The sequence below is a fragment of the Enterococcus sp. 9E7_DIV0242 genome, from assembly GCF_002140975.2.
Classification (GTDB): domain Bacteria; phylum Bacillota; class Bacilli; order Lactobacillales; family Enterococcaceae; genus Enterococcus_L; species Enterococcus_L clewellii.
The window spans coordinates 2,467,753-2,485,692 of record NZ_CP147247.1; the positions used below are offsets into that span (position 1 = coordinate 2,467,753).

Genomic DNA, 17,940 nt, shown 5'->3' on the forward strand with positions numbered 1-17,940 from the left:
TTCTAACCAGTGTAAGGCCAGGGCATTCAAGCACAAATGAGTGGAACGTTAGAGTCCGCACACTAATCATTGTTTTAACAACTTCTGTTAAATGCTGCCCCGGCCAGTCACTGCCTCTCCGCTACTTATAGAAAGGGGCGAAGAATCATGAAAGTCGTTTATCCCGTTTGTTGTGGTATTGATGTGCACAAAAGCTTTTTAATAGCTACCGTCATCACCACGAAAGCTGGCGAATTAACGCCGCATTATCAGAAAAAACGATTTTCAACTTTTAACAACCAGATTCTGGCATTGAAAGACTGGCTGTTAGAATGCAAGTGCTACGATGTTTGTATGGAAAGTACCGGTAAGTACTGGGTCCCCGTTTCCAATTTGCTTGAAGACGTGATGAACGTCACGATTGCGAACCCCAAATGGGTTCGTGCAGTAAAAGGAAACAAAGATGATAAGAAGGACTCCAAATGGATTGCCGAACTATTCCGTATGGGATTGGTAAGAGGCAGTTTTATCCCTGAAAAAGATGTTCGAGTCTTGCGTGAGTTTACTCGTTATCGGACCCGATTAGTCAGTCATCGTTCTAGCGAGAAAAATCGACTTCAAAATGCCTTTACCGTTGGTAATGTTGCCATGGACTCTGTAGTTTCTGACATGTTTGGTGTCAGCTCTAAGAGAGTCCGAGATTATTTGATTTCAAGTAAAGCGTTTGATCCGAATCATGTGCTCGACTTGCTTCATGGAAGCATGAAGCCTAAAGGACAGGAGCTCATCCAATCAATTGAAGGTTACTCTTTTACAAATGAACAGATTATTCGAATTCAACTGATTGAAGAACACAAAACTTACCTTGATCACTCGATTAGCTTCCTTGATTACCTATTGGACCAAATGGTTGAACCCTACGAACCAGCTATTCAACTACTAGAGACGATTCCAGGGATTCGTCGCCAATCAGCTATCCAAATTATTTCTGAAATTGGCATTGATATGTCTCAGTTCTCACAGTCAAAAAGATTATGTTGCTGGGCAGGACTTTCTCCTAGTAGTAATGAATCTGCTGGTAAAAAGAAATCTGTCCGCATCTCTCGAGCTGGCGTTTATTTAAAACCAACACTTGTCCAGTGTGCTCACGCTGCGGTAAAAGCGAAAGAGAAGCATCCCTATTACCGTTTAAAATATGAGCGTATTTATAAACGACGAGGTAAAAAGCGCGCGATCATCGCAATCGCTCGGATGATGCTTACAGCTATTTACCATATGCTTTCGACTGGAGAAGTTTGGAATCCGACTGACTTGTATAAGATTGACATGCCAGACAATCTTATTCAAAAGCAGAAAGATAAAGCTCTTAAACAAGCAACCAAACTACTCATTTCAGAAGGTTTATTACCAGATGATTTTGTTAGAAAAGACTTAGCACCACTCATCTAAATAACTTTTTTATCGTCGGACCTGTCGTTTTTGACGTTTATTTGGTGTGCGCTTTATTTATTGGACTGCTTCTTATCCTAGATGGATTAGTTTTCACACTATTCCTCCTTAAAAAATAAAAACCTAAACACCTCCTGAAAATAATTTTCAAGAGATCTTTAGGTTATGCCCAAATGGTTACATTCCATCATATTATCATTTGTTTTCCATATTATATATCAAATTGAAAACGAATTCAATTCAAATAAAATGTATTTCAAATCAAACGCAATGTGTATTACTCAAAAAAGTCTCTCAATCATAAAAAAATGATGATGAGAGACTCGTTTTATTGCTCTATAGCTTATTTAAAACGATCCTTCAAGCCACCAGATAAATCTTTAAACTGTTTTCCGACTTCTTTCCCTTTTTCCTTGTACTCATTGCCGATATTCTTTCCTTCTTCAGCATATTTATCCCCTAAGGCTTTTCCTTTGTCCTTTGTTTGCTGAAAGGTTTCTTTTAGTTGCTCGATTTCTTCTTTAAAAGACATATTATTTCCTCCTATTGTCATCAATAACTGATTTCCAATCGATCTGTAAATACTTGCCATTGTCGTCTTTCGGCAGGATTTCTATAAGCTTATACCCTGCCAACGCATCTCTGTAGGCTTGCTCCGCAGCCAAATGAATGTGTATCACATCGATTGATTTTTCTTTTACTAACTCTTGATCGATAAACATCGTTTGGATTGGATCAAGGTTGATGTTATGAAGAAAGGGATTTTCTCCCTCAATAGCTTCAAAAACATCTAGAAAAGTGATTGTTTCCAATTCCTTTTTCAGCCTGTACCCACCTTGCTTCGATGCCTGTGATTCAATCAACTGCTGCTTCCTTAATTTAGTGGCGATCTTCTGTAAGTAAGAGTGTGAAACATTCATTCGCTCACTGATTTCTACTGATTTCAACGATTCTTGTTCAGGTAATTCCGCCAACATGACCATTAACCCTATAGCTTGAACATATGCTGATGATAGCTTCAGTAATCCCACCTCCTTGTATATCTATAGATATTATACATCCGCGGATATAGTTTGTCTATAGATTGATAAAATAATGGCTCTATAATAAATGGGACTGATGAAAGTAGAAATACTTTTTTCAGTCCCATGTTTATTTTTATCTAAAAAAACATATCGTTCTCTGATAGGATTAAGTCACCACAACCAAATCTAATCGGAAGGAACGATATGCTATGACTAATACTATCAAAAAAATGCTACGAATAATAGACAAAAACCTAACTATTTCAGAAGTCTCAGAACAAAAAATCAAAGGAACGCAGACACTTATCGTTCACGCCAAGCTTTCTCCCTGTATGGCTCATTGTCCCTACTGCTCTTCTTCAAAAGTTCCCCTCACGGGGAAACAAGCAGTGGTTAAAAATGGAACAAAAGCGACAATGATTCGTTTTGATTCCTATCAATACTTGCCCCTAGCCATGAAATTAGCGAAACAACGCTACTTTTGTCGTTCCTGTTCTCGCCACTGGACGGCTCAGTCTTATTTCGTTGCACCACATTGCTTTATTGCCAAACAGTTACAGATTAAAATTCTTGCACTACTAAAAGAGAAGATATCTCTTCGCCTGATTGCCTCTCTGTGCCATGTCTCTATTACGACAGTCATTCGTGTACTTAAGACAACAGAAGCCTATCTTCCTACACGAAAACGAACCTATCTGCCTTCTGTTTTAATGGTTGATGAATTCCGTTCTCATACGTCTATTGAAGATAAGATGAGTTTTATTTGTGCTGATGGAGAAACAGGTGAACTGATTGATATTCTTCCTTCTAGAAAATTGAACCATTTGGTTCATTACTTTCAAAAATGTTCAAATCCGGAGAAGGTACAATTTCTAGTCACAGATATGAATGCCGCTTATTTTCAATTGATTCCCCGTGTATTCCCTCAAGCAAAGTTGGTCGTTGACCGATTTCATGTTGTTCAACACCTTAATCGGGCCTTTAATGCCTTTCGTATCAAAGAGGTTGCGCGATTGAGACAGGAAAATAAACATCCTTTAGCGAATAAATTAAAAAGTAATTGGCGCTTTTTATTGAAAAATCGAGCCCATGTTAATCATTCGACCTACAAAACTTGGCGCAGCTTTAGAGCCCCTAAGTTTCCTTATCTGACAGAAGCCATGATGATTGATCGACTCCTTGAGTTTTCTCCGGCACTGCGTTTTACGTATCAAGTATTTCATGAATTAACCGAGGCTTTCCGAAGGAAAGATCATGAACAATTCTTTGAACAACTACGGACCCTTCCAGAAGAATTAGATGAAGTATTTCGTCAATCAATCACCAACTTATTAACCTATGAAGAAGGAATCCGAAACGCCATGATTTATCCTTATTCGAATGGAAAAATAGAAGCAATGAATACTCATATAAAAGCACTAAAGCGTGTCTCTTATGGGTTTAAATCCTTTCAAAATATGAAAACACGAATTTTTCTTATGAACGATCTGATAAAAATGACATAACAAAGAAGTTGGTTATCAAAAGATTTTCTCTTTCAATAACCAACCTCCTTATTTCTACTCATCAGTCCAATTTGACAATGAGCCAAAATAATTTGAAAATACAAAAAAAGAGTGGGGACATAACTTGATCCCGCACTCCTCTATACATATAAAACTGAATAAACGGTGTTCCCAAAGCAACTACTAGCAGCGAGCTGCGTCGATGTCCGCTCAACATCAGTGGTAAACCACTGTGTTTCAAGGCTCTTCGACAATACGTCGAAAATTCACAAAAATTTGTGGAACACCAAGTAGGAATCAATCAACATCGGAATGGTACATTCCGTGTTTCTTGTCATTTTCGGAATTTCCGCCTTATTGCTTAGAATCACTGTGAGTGCTCTTTTGAGCAGAACAGATGATGAAAAGTACCTACTTGGTAACATCGTCAACTTAAGAGAAACTCTGAAAAATAGCAGAGTTTCTCTTTTCTTTTTCCTCAGAACCTTTTATAGTAAAAGAAAAGAGGTGATTCGAATGGCTGCTCCTTATCACAAACGATTCGATCTGATTTCTAACTCACTCACTTCTTCTCATTTCCATTCAATTGCTCGATTCCCAGATTCTCCTAACAGTTTTACTCGTACTCGTAAATTCCCCTTAAATGAAGTCATTTATTCGTTTCTTTTCAAACGTGGCCTTACGGCCACCATGGAAGTCTATCACTACTTAAAGCGAAAGGGGTCCTCTGTAATGACATTATCCAAACAAGCATTTCTTTCACAACGAAAGAAAGTAAACCCTGAAGCGTTTCGATTTTTAAACTTACAGTATCTTTCTCATTTTTACACACAAGATACACCAAAAACTTGGCATAATTATCTTGTTTTCGCCATTGACGGTAGTCGAATGGAAGTGCCAAATTCGAAAGAAAATCGCCTGTTTTTCAGTCAAAATGGCAATCGATTTGGTGAAACATCTGTACGAGCACAAACGAGTGGCTTAATGGATGTGTTCAATGCCTTCCTGATTGATCTCCAGATTGATTCGCTTCATGTCGGTGAAAAAAATTTAGCGAAAAAGAATCTTCTTTCCTCAGAGTCAATTCCTTTTCAAGCTCCGCGGCTCGTACTTTTTGATCGCGGATACCCCTCACTGGATCTCATTCATTTTATTGAGAAACAGAAACTTAGCTACTTGATTCGAATCCCTTCGACGATTTATCAAAAGGAACGGGCACAACTGACCTCTCTTGATTCATCCGTTTTTTTGTCCTGTACGTATTCACGTTTAAGAACAATGAAACGAGTAGAGCCTGAACTCGCAAAAGACTTTGAGGCGAATAAGGGGATAATGACCCGTATGATTCAACTACCATTGGAAAATGGTCAAATGAATGTATTTATGACGAATCTCCCAGCAACAATTACGAGAGAAGAAATTCTTGAACTTTATAAAAAACGTTGGGCAATCGAAAAACTCTGGCAGACAGTAAAAAACAAATTGAAAATTGAACAGGTTTCAGGTAAAAGTCCAGTTTGTGTCTATCAAGATTTTTTAGCTCAAAGTCTTGTTTATAACATGGTTCAAGATGTGATGAGTCATTTAAATCAGAAAGAAACAAAGAAAAAGATCAATGAGAATATAGCAATTGGCTTGTGGAAAGACCAGTTGATTGATATTGTCCTTGAAAAGGACGATAAGGAAAAGCTACTTCGGTTCAAAAAGTTGGAAGAAGACATACTACGAGCGGTTTATCTTCCTCGAGATCTCCAAAGGAACAAACGAAAATACAAACACCACAATAAATATAAACAAAATCAAAAACCTAGTTTTTAAAAAAGCAGTCTTCATTTTATTCAGAGAGAAGCTTTTTTTTGCTTTTTTTCTTAGTTACTCCTTCAATTATCTAGTCAAGTACGCAATACGTGATTTTATACTCTCTTTACTAACAGATAGCTACGCTTTCTTTTTTCTCTATTCTTTAAGTTGACGATGTTACCTACTTGGTGTTTCTCAAATTTTTGTGAATTATCGACTTATTCCATAGGCACTACTTACTAAGTCGTCGTTTATTCGTGAAATAGAAGCTGATCCAAAAGTCTAACAGATTTTTTGGGTCAGCTTCCTTATTCTTTCTATCAATGAATCCGCTCGCTTTTAATTCTGATAATACAAGTGACAACTGACCTGTGAAATTGGATTATTCTCCTAACAAATTTGTTTCTCAAGCAAGAATATTATTCTTTTGAAAACGACTCTTTGCTTATTTATAATCCCTCTGGGAAATATTGCTTCAATGATTCTTTGGCCATTGCTTTCTCAGCTTTATCTGAAGCTGTGTTTCTCATTTTACGAAGAACTTTTGCGGCACCAGCATTAACACGCTTCTTGTTTTGTTCCATCCCTTTGATTGCAGCACTTACTAGATCATCCAAAGCCATGTCTCCAAAGGCTCCTGACAGATTCCCGCTTTCTAAATTGGTTTGGGAAACGAGCGGCGGAACAAGTTCCATTACATGAACGTTTTGTTTACCTCCATAGGCCAATTGATCCCGCAGTGCAGATGTAAACATTTGAACACCTGCCTTTGATGCTGAATAAGTTGGATGCGGTGCTGAGCTGAGATATGCGAGTCCTGATGAAATATTTACGATCATTGCTTCGTTTTGTTTCAGTAATTGTGGAAGAAAAAGCTTATCGACGGTGATTGTTCCTACTAAATTAATTTCGATTTCCGATAATAATGCGTCTAAATTTAGATCTGGATCTAACATGTTATGGGCCTTCATAATACCTGCTGAATTAATCACGATATTCAAATTCGGTAAGTGGTTCGACAACCATTTTTGCAAAGCAACCAGCGATTGGCGATCCGCCACATCTGCTTGAAAGGTCAAAATTTCTGGATATTCTCTCTGAACGGCTGAAAGCCTATCCTTACTGCGCCCTAAAACAACTACCTTGTTTCCTCTTTTTGATAATTCTTTAGCAAGTGCCAAACCAATGCCAGATGTTCCACCAGTGATTAATATTTCATTATTTTTAAGTTCCATTGTAAGGATCCTCTCTTAGTTACATTTTTATGTTTTTGTAACAAGGCAATCTTAACGGAACAAGTTACATAAGTCAAATATAGTATCTTGTGTGTTATACTCCTCTTATGAAGATAATTAATCGTACACTCATATTAGAAACAGCTGAATTCTTAATCGAGCAGCAGGGAATGAGGAAGACCTCGCTTTCACAAGTAGCAAAAGAACTAGGTGTCAGCCATGCTGCCCTTTATAAATATTTCGCAAATAAAGAGGATTTGTGGACTTCCTTGGCCTTCGGCTGGTTAAATAAGGAACTTGCGGATGTTTTTCACTTTGATCCTCGTCCTTACGATTCAAAAGTTATGTTATTGCATGATTGGCTGTGGACTTTGACCGAAAGTAAGAAAAAAGCCTACGATGCAAATCAAAAAATGTTCAAGCTATATACGACCTACATTGATAACAATCCAGTTGTTTTGAACAAACACCTACATGAGTTGAAAGAAAAAATTTCGGAGCTTCTCCACTATTCAAATGACATTGATCTTAGTACTGTTTTAGAGGCTTTTGCTGTTTTTTCAGCACCGTCCTTTGCGCATACTTGGGATTCTCATTTGCAGGAAAGATTTGAGGATGTTTGGAAGCTAATGTTGCCGGGATTAACAAGGCTGTTAGGCGAAGAAAGAGGCTAACTCAAAAGTCGCCTCGTAAACAATAACGGGCAATAAAATCTGATCAACGAGTGGATTTTATTGCCTCTTCTTTGGTGTGATGAAAGCCAATCAAGAGTTTCTCCGCTTCCATATACAGGGGAAGAAAAAGTTCATTGAGAGATGGGACTTGTCTTTCTTGCACATAATTTTAGGAAATTGTGCGAGAGGATTAAGAGCTATGAAGGAAAGCTAGTGATTCAGTACCTCTTAAAATGATAAGTGACGCTGAACTTTCTAGATTCTACCAAAATAAGAGCCTTCCAAATTTTTTTGAGATTTGGAAGGCTCTTTTATCTTAATTAAGAAGCTTTTGGGACAGCCTCTGTTTCCTATTTTCTTTATGGTGTTACGATCGTTCCGTCCGGCGTGCGGCTTTGCGTCCATTCATGAGGTCTGTAAACAACCGGATATTCTCGGGCTGCCTCTTCATCAAAGGTCACACCGATCCCGGCTTCCTCTATTGGATAAAAATAACCATTCTTCGGCTTTGGTATATTACCAAAAACCTTCTCTGCGTTTTCCTGAACCGGGATATTTTCCTGAATCGCAGCATTATGCAGGTGAATATTCAAGTGCGTATTGACCGCTAAACCAACAGGAGTAATATCAGAAGGTGTGTGCCAAGCCATTCGAATACCCATCGTGTCGCAAAAATGAGCCAGTTTCACTGCCGGTGTGATGCCTCCGATTTGAGAGACATGGGCACGCATGAAATCAATCTGACGGTTGATGACCAGCTCTTTCCATTCCATCGGATTATTAAACAGTTCTCCTGTAGCGATCGGCGTAGTCGATTGACTGCGTAGCTGTTTCAACCATTCATTTTGATCCGGTGGTAAAATATCTTCTAAAAAGAACAGCTGATACTGCTCTGCTGACTTGGCGAACTGTAACGCCTGATTTGGATACAACCGTTCATGAACATCGTGGAGAATCTGGAAAGCATCCCCATATTTTGCCCGAATAGCTTCAAACATTTTCAATGTAGTACGCATATATTCCTGCTGATCGAAATAAGAACCTTCAAGCGGTGTCTCCGGTGTTTGCAGATTCGTAGGACTTCCTCCATAAAAGCCCAGTTGACAACGGATATACTGATACCCTTCTGCACGAATCTGATCGATTTCTTTATATAAAGAGGCTAAATCCTCTGCTACTGCATGGGTATAGGCCGGAATCGCAGTACGAGCTTTTCCTCCAAGAAGCTGATACAAGGGCATATCAGACAACTTCCCTTTGATATCCCACAACGCCATATCTACTCCGGAAATCGCATTATTGGTCACAGGACCATTACGCCAGTAGGAATTTACATTCATCAGCTGCCAGAGATCCTCAATTGCATTCGCGTCTCGCCCAACCAAGAGGGGCTTCAAGTACTCATCCACCACAGTCTTTACTGCCAGTGGTCGAAACTGGAAGGTAGCACAGCCTAAGCCGTGTACGCCTTTATTGGTTTCTACTTTTACAACGACCAAATTGTGACGATCCGGTTTGATCGCAAAGCTCTTCACATCTGTAATTATTGTCGGTGTCATTTATCATCATCCTCAGTATCATGTTTGTCTTACACAGGCTATTGAAACACGCCAACATGATCCTTGTCAATTTGGACTGAACATCCGCTCTCTACGCACATAAAACCAGTCCAATTAACTAAAGAAAACAATAAAAACACTTATACAAAAGCATTTATAATGAAATCACATCATTTTAGGACTGGTTTCCAAACAAGAGAATTCATGCTATTATCAATCTTGTAAACGGAATCAATCGGCCGAATGAAATAAAGAAAAAAGGATGATTAGATGAAACATGAACAAGCTGTCAATCAAATGATTCAGGCGATCGGCGGGAAAAGCAACATCAATAACGCGTGGCACTGCATGACCCGCCTCCGCTTCAACTTAAAAGATAAGGAACAAATCGATTACCAAACACTGGAAAAAATTCCAGGTGTTGTAGGAACGAAATACCAAAGCGATCAGTTGCAAATTGTCATTGGAACAACCGTAGCAGACTATTACGGTACCTTGGCAAAGCTGCTTGATTTAGACCAACAAGAGGTGGTTGATACCCAAAAGAAAGGCTTAGTTTCCCTATTTATGGATACTGTCTCTGGTGTCTTTGGTCCAATCGTTCCGGCAATTGCAGGAGCAGGAATGATCAAAGGACTGACAGCTGGTCTAGTCGCATTGAACCTAATCTCTGCTGAATCACCTACTTATGTGGTCATCAACATGCTGGCTAGTGGTGTCTTTACCTTCTTACCATTTTTCGTTGCTGCCTCTGCTGCCAAAATTTTCAAAACCAATCAATATCTGGCAATTGCTATTGCTGCAACCTTGCAATTTCCGACAATGACAGAAGCACTGGCCTCTGGAGATATTTCTCAGTTTTTAGTTTTTAACTTTTTACCAGTACCTGTCTTTAACTATGCCGGTACCGTTATTCCAATCATTTTTGCTGTCCTATGCTTAAGCTATATTTATCGTTGGGTGGATAAGATTCTTCCAGAAGTACTAAGAACAGTCTTTACCCCTACAATTTCATTGTTTTTATCCGGACTGTTGACGCTAGTTGTGATTGGTCCAATCGGTATTCATTTAGGCAATCTACTGGCGGCTGGTGTCAGCTGGCTGTTTTCTATTTCTCCTGTACTTGCCGGTATCATAGTTGGTGCGATCCGTCCAATTGCCATTTTAACAGGACTCCACCATGCGATGACGCCTATCGCGCTGCAAAACTTTGCCAATCAAGGTTATGACATGTTGATGCCGATGATGTTCATGGCAAACATGGCAATCACCGGTGCAACTGCTGCAATGTACACAAAGGTAAAATCGAAAGAAGAAAAATCAATCATTCTTTCTTCTGCGGTTTCCGGTCTGCTGGGTATCACGGAGCCTGCATTATTCGGTGTCCTGACTCGTTATAAAAAAGCTTTCCTAGCAGCAACGATCGGTAGCTCTGTTGCTTCGGCTTTTATTAGCTTTTTCGGGGTTCGTATCTATGGCTATATTTTATCCAGTATCTTCAGCTTACCGGCATATATCGGTGAATATTTCATCTTTGCCGTGTTGGGAATCATTTTGGCTTTAGGTTCTTCCTTTGCTATTGCTTACTTCCTTGTTCCTAAAGAGCAAGTCGACGGTGAAACCTTTACCAATGAGCTGGAACTGACTGCGGTTACCGAAGGGACTTATCTCCCATTAGAAGATGTAAAAGATTCTGTTTTTTCAAGTAAAATGGTCGGCGATGGCTTTGCTATGAAGTCTCTTTCAGGCGATGTTTTCTCTCCAATTTCTGGAAAAATAACGACTATTTTCCCAACAAAACATGCTATCGGTATCACTGCGGACAATGGTCTTGAACTCCTGATCCACATGGGGATCGATACAGTCAGCTTAAACGGCAGCGGCTTCGAATTATTTGTAGAGGAAGGTCAGTCTGTCAACCCACAAACCAAATTGGCCCATATTGATTTGCAATTACTGGCAGATGCACAAAAAGACGACACGATCATTGTTGTCGTGACCAATATGGATAAAGTGGCCCGCTTCAGCGGCGCTTATTCCCTAGAAGGCAGCCATCGTCCCGGTACTCCAATGGAGAAGGTTGTACTTATTTAAACAAATACAAAAAAACTCGCTGTATTCAAATTGTTATTGTGTCAAATCAATTTTCTTTCCGACAAAGTAAATGATGAGCCCACCTACTGTCATAGACGCCAATTCCCCTAACCCAATCGTCAGCCAGTTAAAGAAAAATGGAGCTTGATACAAAAAGGTCAGCTGTCCGGCAATTGTACACATCGATAAAGCAAAAAGGATTCCTGTGATCGCCATCTTTATCTTTTGATTTTTGATAGGCTTTGTTACTAGCCGACAAATCAGTAAGACAAGAAAGGTACAAACACTTCCAAATACCACATCGATCCAGCCAAGCGGTGAGGCCATATTGGCAATCGCAACGCCCAAGGTTACTGCCAGGATATAACGCTTATTATACAGCGCCAAGTAATTAAACATTTCAGACAGACGTATCTGTAGCCAGCCATAGCCAAACGGGGCCAATACAATCGTCAGGGCAACATAAAGACTCGTCACAAGCGCCATCTTGGTCAGCTCGGACACACTCCATGCCGTAGTACGGGTTTTCTCATTATTCATTTGTCATTCTCCTTTAGGCTGCTCGCCTTGATGAACTGCGGCCAAAGGAAAGGCATAAGGCCATTGAAGTGCCGCAGTGCGATAAATCGCTAGTGTCTATCTTACAATAAAACAAGTCCCTATTTCAAGAGCCAACCGCCATCAATAGGTACGATGGCTCCCTGTAAATAAGCTGAAGCTTCGCTTGCCAAAAACAAGGTCAGATCTGCGACCTCTTTTGGCTGCGCCCACCGCTTAAGCGGGGTCTCCTCCGCTACCCATTTTGCCATCTGAGCGTCTCCCGCAAAATCAGCCGCATTCATGGGTGTCTGGATTGCACCAGGTGCAATCGCGTTCACATGAATCCCATCCTTGGCATAATCCAAAGCTAGCTGCTTTGTATAGCCTGCCAGTGCGTGCTTGGCGGCTGTATAAGCAGCACCGCCGCCACCTGCCACTAAGCTGGCAATCGATGCAGTATTGATGATCGTCCCACATTTATTTTCCAGCATGTGTGGCAACAGCAAATTCGTCAGATGAAACACAGCGGTCACATTAGTTGCCATGACCTTTTGCCACAGTTCTTCTGAGGTTTCCAAGGTCGGTAAATAATCATCTAAAATCCCCGCGGTATTGATCAAGTACTCAACACGAGTGCTCTTCATCAGTATTTCTGCAACGATAGCTTTCATTTTTTCATGATCGGTCACATCTAATTGGTAAAATGAAAATGCCGAATAAGCTTCTGCCAGCTGTTCCATCGCAGCTACCTGTTTATCCAGTCCAATCACTACTGCTCCCTGTACTAAGAATGCCTCTGCTTGCGCATGACCGATGCCGGAATTGGCACCGGTCAGTAAAACGACCTTGTCCTTGAATTCGGTGTACTGAATCATTCCACGATTTTCCAATCATTAGCAAGGATATCACAAACCGTCGGCGCAAAGCTGGAAAAGCCTTCATCTGCCGTTTTGATCAGAAAATAAGGTGTTACAGGAGAACCGTCATATACTTCTCCTTCTACCAACGTCACATACAGCTCAAAACCGCCCCAGCCTTCACGAATAATTTTCGCTCCTGCTTTTAATTCCGGTAAAATCTCTTCAAATGTCATCTTGTCAACTTCCTTTCCTAGTAAAAATTGCTCTGATGCGACTATAGCATACCTCCGAAAGAAATGAAAACTGTTGTTTAATCCTACCAACAGCATCGTCTACGAAAAAACGATTGGACTGAATCCATCCATTCTATAGGCTGCTCAATCTAAATGCGTATGCTTAAAATCATCGGCGTATTTCAAGCCATAACCCAACAAGCGATCCATAAATATATGAATAAACAGAATCAGCCCTATATAAACCAATAGACTGTTATCTAGTGCCAGACCAAGAAATATTGCCGTGCTTGGCACCACAAGATTATGTACGCTGTTATACGTCATTGCTCCAATCTTGCTATCTACGAGATAGCCAACCATGGAAAGATCCGGAAGAAACAGACAGAGAATCAAAACAAGCCACGATAAGTGAAAAACAGCAAAGTATAAATAAACTGTCAGTAGTAATAACGCACCATTTTCCAGTTTTAAAATTATTTTCATGTGTAAGTCCCCATTCCATATAATGTTCCTTCAACTGCGCAACCACTCATTCATTACATGATTTATACTACCTGTTTCCCGAAAAAAAGAAACGATTATGTCTCAACAGAAGCATAACCGTTTCAGTATAATCATTTTTGTTTTTAACGCTTATTTTGCTAAACGATACATCGCATCCGCATAAATTGCTGCTGCACGGAATAGGTCATCCAATTCCATGAACTCGTTCGCTTGGTGCATAGTGTCTGTATAGCCTGGGAACATTGCACCATAAGCAACACCACGTTTCAGCAAGCGGCCATAAGTTCCGCCACCGATAACTTTTTCTTCCCCTTTTTCGCCAGTGTGGTCTTCATAAACACTCAACAAAGTTGCTACCAAAGGATCATCCACAGGAACATAATGCGGCTCTTGATTACGATCGTCCTGAACAATCGTTACACCTTCTGTTCCAATGACTGCACGTACGCCTTCTGTTAACTGATCTGCCGTTGTTCCTTTTGGATAACGGAAATTCAAGCTGATCATGTTGCCTTCTTGCACATCTTTTTCAAATTTGAATAGTCCGGCATTCATTGTCAGACGACCCATTTTTTCGTCTTCGTGTGCTACCGCTAATTTTTCACCATAAAAGTCTTCATGGATAAATGCTGCTGTATGGATGAAATCTTTTGCCGCACCACCAAAGGAATAACGATCCAAGAAGGTCGCAAGGAAGGTCGCTGCGTTGATCCCAGATTGTGGGCTTGCACCATGCGCACCTTTACCGGTAACTGTGATCGCTACCGCATTTTCATCAGAAACAAAGGTTCCTTCGATCGGATGTGCTTCCACAAATGCCTCAAAATGCTCTTTCATTTCAGCAATCGTTACGGTATCCTTCACTAAAATCGCTGCTTCAGCCGTTCCTGGAACCATGTTCACACGTAACCCTGAATGGAAGCTGACTAACTCATCTTCCCCTTCACTTGATCCGCCGAATTGCGCATACAAGGTCACATTTCCTTTTTCCCCATTGATTATTGGAAACTCTGCATCTGGAGAAAAACCGAAGTCCGGTGCTTCTTCATGTTGGAAGTAATAATCCATATCCGCCCAGCCGCTTTCTTCATCGCTTCCGATAACAAAACGGATTTTTTTAGATAATGGCAGACCTAAATCTTTGATGATTTTTAAGCCATAATAAGCGGCCATTGTTGGTCCCTTATCATCACTTGAACCACGGGCATAGATTTTGCCATCTTTGATTACTGGCTCATAAGGATCAGTATCCCAGCCATCACCGGCAGGAACAACGTCCATATGTCCGAAAACACCCAATGTTTCATCGCCCTCGCCATACTCGATATGACCTGCATAGTTATCAACATTTTTCACAGTAAAGCCATCTCTCTCGCCATAAGCCAGCATGTGCTTTAACGCAGCTTTCGGACCAGGCCCAAACGGTGCATCCGCCGTCATTTTATCGTCTTCTCGCTCACTGTTGATACGTAGTATGTTTTTCAAATCTTCCAGAAGCGCTTCTTTGCGGTCTTCTACTTCTTTTTGCCAATTGATTGTCATTCTATTCGTCACTCCTATTCATTAATCTACCTTCCCATCATACCATTATCTCGTCTAAAAATAAAAAAAGTTCTGCTGAATCATCAAAACAGCTGAGGGAGTTTGCTACCGCCCTCAGCTGCTCTATCATTTTCTTTCCTTGTGCCTCAAAGAAGCTCTTGGTAACGTCTCATATAAACATTTTTGATCACAGTTACTAATGCCATATAGCAAGCGATCGTTCCGATCAGCCATGGCCAGTAATTTGCAGGGAGTGCTACTAGCCCCAGATTTTGACCAAATGTAGTGAATGGTAGGATAGAGCCCACCCCTATGCCCAGAGTCGTGATTACCGTTAATACAAAAGAAGCACGACTTTGTAAAAATGGGATCTTCGGTGTTCTTAATGCATGAAGTACCAACGTCTGTGTCCAAAGCGACTCTACAAACCAACCAGCATGGAACAACGCCATGAACGCAATCTGCTGTTCTGGTGTTAAGGTATGGTAACTACCGCCGAGTACTGCCGGGCAGATAACGAAATACATCAATAAGTAGGTCGTAATGTCAAAAACTGAACTGGTTGGTCCCAGCCATACCATGAATTTCCCAATACTAGAAGCGTTCCATTTTTTCGGCTTCTCCAAATATTCTTTATCCATATGATCCCATGGTATAGACATGCAGGAAATATCATAAATCAAATTCAGGAAAAGCAGCTGTAATGGCAGCATCGGTAAAAATGGCAAAAATGTGCTTGCTACGAGTACGGAAAACATATTTCCAAAGTTTGAACTGGCTGTTGCCTTGATATATTTCATGATATTACCAAATGTTTCCCGACCCGAAAGGATTCCCTGTTCCAGAATCATCAAATCTTTGTCTAATAAGATGACATCTGCGGATTCCTTCGCTATATCTACAGCAGTATCCACTGAAATCCCTACATCAGATGCTTTCATTGCAGGCGCATCATTGATTCCGTCACCCAGAAAGCCAACGGTGTGCCCATTCGCACGTAGCAGCTTGGTGATCCGAGCCTTTTGTTGGGGATTCAGTTTCACAAAAACATTGTGCTGCTCGATAACTTTTGATAGCTCATCATCATCTAGTTTAGCAATCTGTTGACCACTGATCAGCTCCTCAGCCCCTAATCCGACTTGTTTACAGACAGATTCAGTCACCAAAGCATTATCGCCAGTCAACACCTTAACACCTACACCATGGGAATGCAGTGCCTTCAGCGCTTGTTTAGTTGTCTCTTTCGGTGGATCTAGGAAAGCCAGATAACCAATCAAGACCATCTCTTGCTCATCCTTCACTGAAAATTCTCCAACAACGCTTGGATTGGTCTTTTGTGCTACACCAATCACACGCAGACCGTCACTATTCAACTCCTCAACCTTTTCTAAAATACCTTGTTTTACTTCTTCTGTCAGTTCAACGACCGTTCCTTCAAAGTCAACATAGCTGGAAATTGCCAACATTTCTTCCACAGCACCTTTAGTGATCATCTGTGTTTTACCTGTAGGATCTTCAACAACTACACTCATTCGACGGCGCTCAAAGTCAAAAGGAATCTCGTCTACTTTTTGGTAATGGATCGAAGCTGTATCCAACTCATCATTACTAGCATCAATAATCGCAACATCCAGCAGATTCTTCAAGCCAGTTTGATAATAGCTGTTTAGATAGGCATGACGTAAAACCCGTTCATCTTCTTGCCCATCGCAATTCATGTGGTATTCCAAAATAATCTTATCCTGCGTCAACGTTCCCGTCTTATCCGTACATAATATATCGATTGCACCAAAATTTTGAATCGAGTTCAAATTTTTGATTACTGTTCCCTTTTTGGCCATCGTCGTAGCACCTTTGACTAAATTTGTCGTTACGATCATTGGTAGCATCTCTGGAGTCAGACCAACAGCAACGGACAAACCAAAGAGAAACGCCTCCATCCAATCCCCTTTTGTAAACCCATTGATCACGATTACCGTTGGTGCCATCAAGGCCATAAATTTGATTAGCAGAAACGAAGTTTTTTGAATACCGAGATCAAAACTGCTTTTGATTGGTTTCGTAGCAAGCTCTTTTGCCACGTTGCCAAACAAGGTCCTATTTCCAGTCGAAACAACGATACCTTCTGCACTGCCACTGATTACATTACTTCCCATAAACACCAGATTCTCATAGCTTGTTTCTGTGTCATAATGCTGACTGGTATTTTCTGCACACTTTTCTACCGGGTAGCTTTCTCCGGTCAATGCGGACTGTGAAATAAACAAATCCTTTGTCTTTATCAAACGAATATCCGCCGGAATCATGTCCCCGGCAGATAGCTTGATTAAATCACCACAAACGACCTCTTCCATAGGAATCTCTTGAAATTCATTGTTACGTTTTACGGCAGTCGTAACCTTGACCATTGATTTTAGTTTTTCAGCTGCCTGATTTGATTTCACTGACTGAAAGAGTGTCATTGTCCCGCTCATGATAACCATCGTAAAAATGATGATAACGCCAAATAAATCCTTTTCTTCCGGTGGTACGATCACATATTCTGTCACAAAGGAAATCACACCTAAACTGATCAATACCAATGTGAATGGCGTAATATATGCTTTTATTACCTCTACTAGCCATGGTGTTTTTTTCCCATAAACGATTTTGTTGTCCCCAAATTTTTCCCGTGCTGCGCTCACCTGTGCTTCTGATAAGCCCTTTGCTGAGGTCTTGAACCAGTCAAAAACACTTGTTGCCGTCTTTCTTGCAAAAATTTCATAATTTGTATAGGGTGTTTGTTTCATTTTCTTTTCCAATTTTCTTACCTTCTCTCCTAAAGTGAAGCAGTGGCAAAATGGATAGACTTTTCAAACAAAGAAAAACGGTTGAAACAGTTGAACGATCGTCGCTCGCCAACTATTTTTCCTTTAAAAGAAATTCATGCGCAAAGCAA

At 40.5% G+C, this 17,940-nt stretch carries 15 protein-coding genes; 5 read left to right on the top strand and 10 right to left on the bottom strand.

Features of this window, described 5'->3' with window-relative positions; all coding sequences use genetic code 11:
* The first annotated feature begins 147 nt into the window (after positions 1–147).
* The gene (locus A5888_RS11790) at positions 148–1,428 is read left to right on the top strand and encodes an IS110 family transposase (protein WP_086349540.1); all 1,281 of its coding nucleotides are present in this window, start codon (positions 148–150) and stop codon (positions 1,426–1,428) included.
* 343 nt (positions 1,429–1,771) lie between these two features.
* On the opposite strand, the gene A5888_RS11795 is transcribed toward A5888_RS11790, so the two are convergent.
* Together A5888_RS11795 and A5888_RS11800 are read right to left on the bottom strand one after the other, a co-directional pair.
* The gene (locus A5888_RS11795; RefSeq protein ID WP_339101630.1) at positions 1,772–1,960 is read right to left on the bottom strand and encodes a hypothetical protein; all 189 of its coding nucleotides are present in this window, start codon (positions 1,958–1,960) and stop codon (positions 1,772–1,774) included.
* 1 nt (position 1,961) lies between these two features.
* Positions 1,962–2,405: an Rrf2 family transcriptional regulator gene (locus tag A5888_RS11800; RefSeq protein ID WP_249274494.1), complete on the bottom strand. Its 444-nt coding sequence runs from the start codon at positions 2,403–2,405 to the stop codon at positions 1,962–1,964.
* Positions 2,406–2,662: 257 nt separating this feature from the next.
* On the opposite strand from A5888_RS11800, the gene A5888_RS11805 reads away from it, so the two are divergent.
* Entirely contained in the window at positions 2,663–3,958 is a 1,296-nt protein-coding gene (locus tag A5888_RS11805) for an ISL3 family transposase (protein ID WP_339101632.1), read from the top strand.
* A 516-nt stretch (positions 3,959–4,474) separates the two neighbouring features.
* Entirely contained in the window at positions 4,475–5,776 is a 1,302-nt protein-coding gene (locus A5888_RS11810) for an IS4 family transposase (RefSeq protein WP_086348706.1), read from the top strand.
* A gap of 431 nt (positions 5,777–6,207) precedes the next feature.
* Here A5888_RS11810 and A5888_RS11815 read toward each other — a convergent pair whose 3' ends face one another.
* Positions 6,208–6,993: an SDR family oxidoreductase gene (locus A5888_RS11815; RefSeq protein ID WP_086349539.1), complete on the bottom strand. Its 786-nt coding sequence runs from the start codon at positions 6,991–6,993 to the stop codon at positions 6,208–6,210.
* Between the two features lie 107 nt (positions 6,994–7,100).
* On the opposite strand from A5888_RS11815, the gene A5888_RS11820 reads away from it, so the two are divergent.
* Positions 7,101–7,667, top strand: coding sequence for a TetR/AcrR family transcriptional regulator (locus A5888_RS11820; RefSeq protein ID WP_086349538.1), 567 nt, complete (start codon positions 7,101–7,103; stop codon positions 7,665–7,667).
* Positions 7,668–8,026: 359 nt separating this feature from the next.
* On the opposite strand, the gene A5888_RS11825 is transcribed toward A5888_RS11820, so the two are convergent.
* Positions 8,027–9,226 (bottom strand): enolase C-terminal domain-like protein, encoded by a 1,200-nt coding sequence (locus tag A5888_RS11825; protein WP_086349537.1) that lies wholly within the window; start codon positions 9,224–9,226, stop codon positions 8,027–8,029.
* 270 nt (positions 9,227–9,496) lie between these two features.
* Here A5888_RS11825 and A5888_RS11830 point away from each other — a divergent pair, with 270 nt between their 5' ends.
* The gene (locus A5888_RS11830) at positions 9,497–11,320 is read left to right on the top strand and encodes a glucose PTS transporter subunit IIA (protein ID WP_086349536.1); all 1,824 of its coding nucleotides are present in this window, start codon (positions 9,497–9,499) and stop codon (positions 11,318–11,320) included.
* Between the two features lie 33 nt (positions 11,321–11,353).
* On the opposite strand, the gene A5888_RS11835 is transcribed toward A5888_RS11830, so the two are convergent.
* The 6 genes from A5888_RS11835 to mgtA form a co-directional block, all read right to left on the bottom strand.
* Positions 11,354–11,860: a QueT transporter family protein gene (locus tag A5888_RS11835; RefSeq protein ID WP_086349535.1), complete on the bottom strand. Its 507-nt coding sequence runs from the start codon at positions 11,858–11,860 to the stop codon at positions 11,354–11,356.
* 119 nt (positions 11,861–11,979) lie between these two features.
* The gene (locus tag A5888_RS11840; protein ID WP_422389722.1) at positions 11,980–12,750 is read right to left on the bottom strand and encodes a 3-oxoacyl-ACP reductase; all 771 of its coding nucleotides are present in this window, start codon (positions 12,748–12,750) and stop codon (positions 11,980–11,982) included.
* Positions 12,732–12,953, bottom strand: a complete 222-nt coding sequence (locus A5888_RS11845; protein WP_086349533.1) for a DUF2829 domain-containing protein — start codon at positions 12,951–12,953, stop codon at positions 12,732–12,734. Before A5888_RS11845 ends, A5888_RS11840 begins: the two co-directional genes overlap by 19 nt.
* A 144-nt stretch (positions 12,954–13,097) precedes the next feature.
* Positions 13,098–13,439, bottom strand: coding sequence for a DUF4260 domain-containing protein (locus tag A5888_RS11850; RefSeq protein WP_086349532.1), 342 nt, complete (start codon positions 13,437–13,439; stop codon positions 13,098–13,100).
* Positions 13,440–13,589: 150 nt separating this feature from the next.
* Positions 13,590–15,002, bottom strand: coding sequence for a dipeptidase PepV (gene pepV / locus A5888_RS11855; RefSeq protein WP_086349531.1), 1,413 nt, complete (start codon positions 15,000–15,002; stop codon positions 13,590–13,592).
* A gap of 146 nt (positions 15,003–15,148) precedes the next feature.
* On the bottom strand, positions 15,149–17,791 hold the full coding sequence (mgtA, locus tag A5888_RS11860) for a magnesium-translocating P-type ATPase (RefSeq protein ID WP_086349856.1): 2,643 nt from the start codon (positions 17,789–17,791) through the stop codon (positions 15,149–15,151).
* Positions 17,792–17,940 lie beyond the last annotated feature (149 nt).

Bases quoted from the DNA above. Each gene is read 5' to 3' on its own strand.
- A5888_RS11790 (WP_086349540.1), top strand. From the start codon at position 148: ATGAAAGTCGTTTATCCCGTTTGTTGTGGTATTGATGTGCACAAAAGC.
- A5888_RS11795 (WP_339101630.1), bottom strand. From the start codon at position 1,960: ATGTCTTTTAAAGAAGAAATCGAGCAACTAAAAGAAACCTTTCAGCAA.
- A5888_RS11800 (WP_249274494.1), bottom strand. From the start codon at position 2,405: ATGTTGGCGGAATTACCTGAACAAGAATCGTTGAAATCAGTAGAAATC.
- A5888_RS11805 (WP_339101632.1), top strand. From the start codon at position 2,663: ATGACTAATACTATCAAAAAAATGCTACGAATAATAGACAAAAACCTA.
- A5888_RS11810 (WP_086348706.1), top strand. From the start codon at position 4,475: ATGGCTGCTCCTTATCACAAACGATTCGATCTGATTTCTAACTCACTC.
- A5888_RS11815 (WP_086349539.1), bottom strand. From the start codon at position 6,993: ATGGAACTTAAAAATAATGAAATATTAATCACTGGTGGAACATCTGGC.
- A5888_RS11820 (WP_086349538.1), top strand. From the start codon at position 7,101: ATGAAGATAATTAATCGTACACTCATATTAGAAACAGCTGAATTCTTA.
- A5888_RS11825 (WP_086349537.1), bottom strand. From the start codon at position 9,226: ATGACACCGACAATAATTACAGATGTGAAGAGCTTTGCGATCAAACCG.
- A5888_RS11830 (WP_086349536.1), top strand. From the start codon at position 9,497: ATGAAACATGAACAAGCTGTCAATCAAATGATTCAGGCGATCGGCGGG.
- A5888_RS11835 (WP_086349535.1), bottom strand. From the start codon at position 11,860: ATGAATAATGAGAAAACCCGTACTACGGCATGGAGTGTGTCCGAGCTG.
- A5888_RS11845 (WP_086349533.1), bottom strand. From the start codon at position 12,953: ATGACATTTGAAGAGATTTTACCGGAATTAAAAGCAGGAGCGAAAATT.
- A5888_RS11850 (WP_086349532.1), bottom strand. From the start codon at position 13,439: ATGAAAATAATTTTAAAACTGGAAAATGGTGCGTTATTACTACTGACA.
- pepV (WP_086349531.1), bottom strand. From the start codon at position 15,002: ATGACAATCAATTGGCAAAAAGAAGTAGAAGACCGCAAAGAAGCGCTT.
- mgtA (WP_086349856.1), bottom strand. From the start codon at position 17,791: ATGAAACAAACACCCTATACAAATTATGAAATTTTTGCAAGAAAGACG.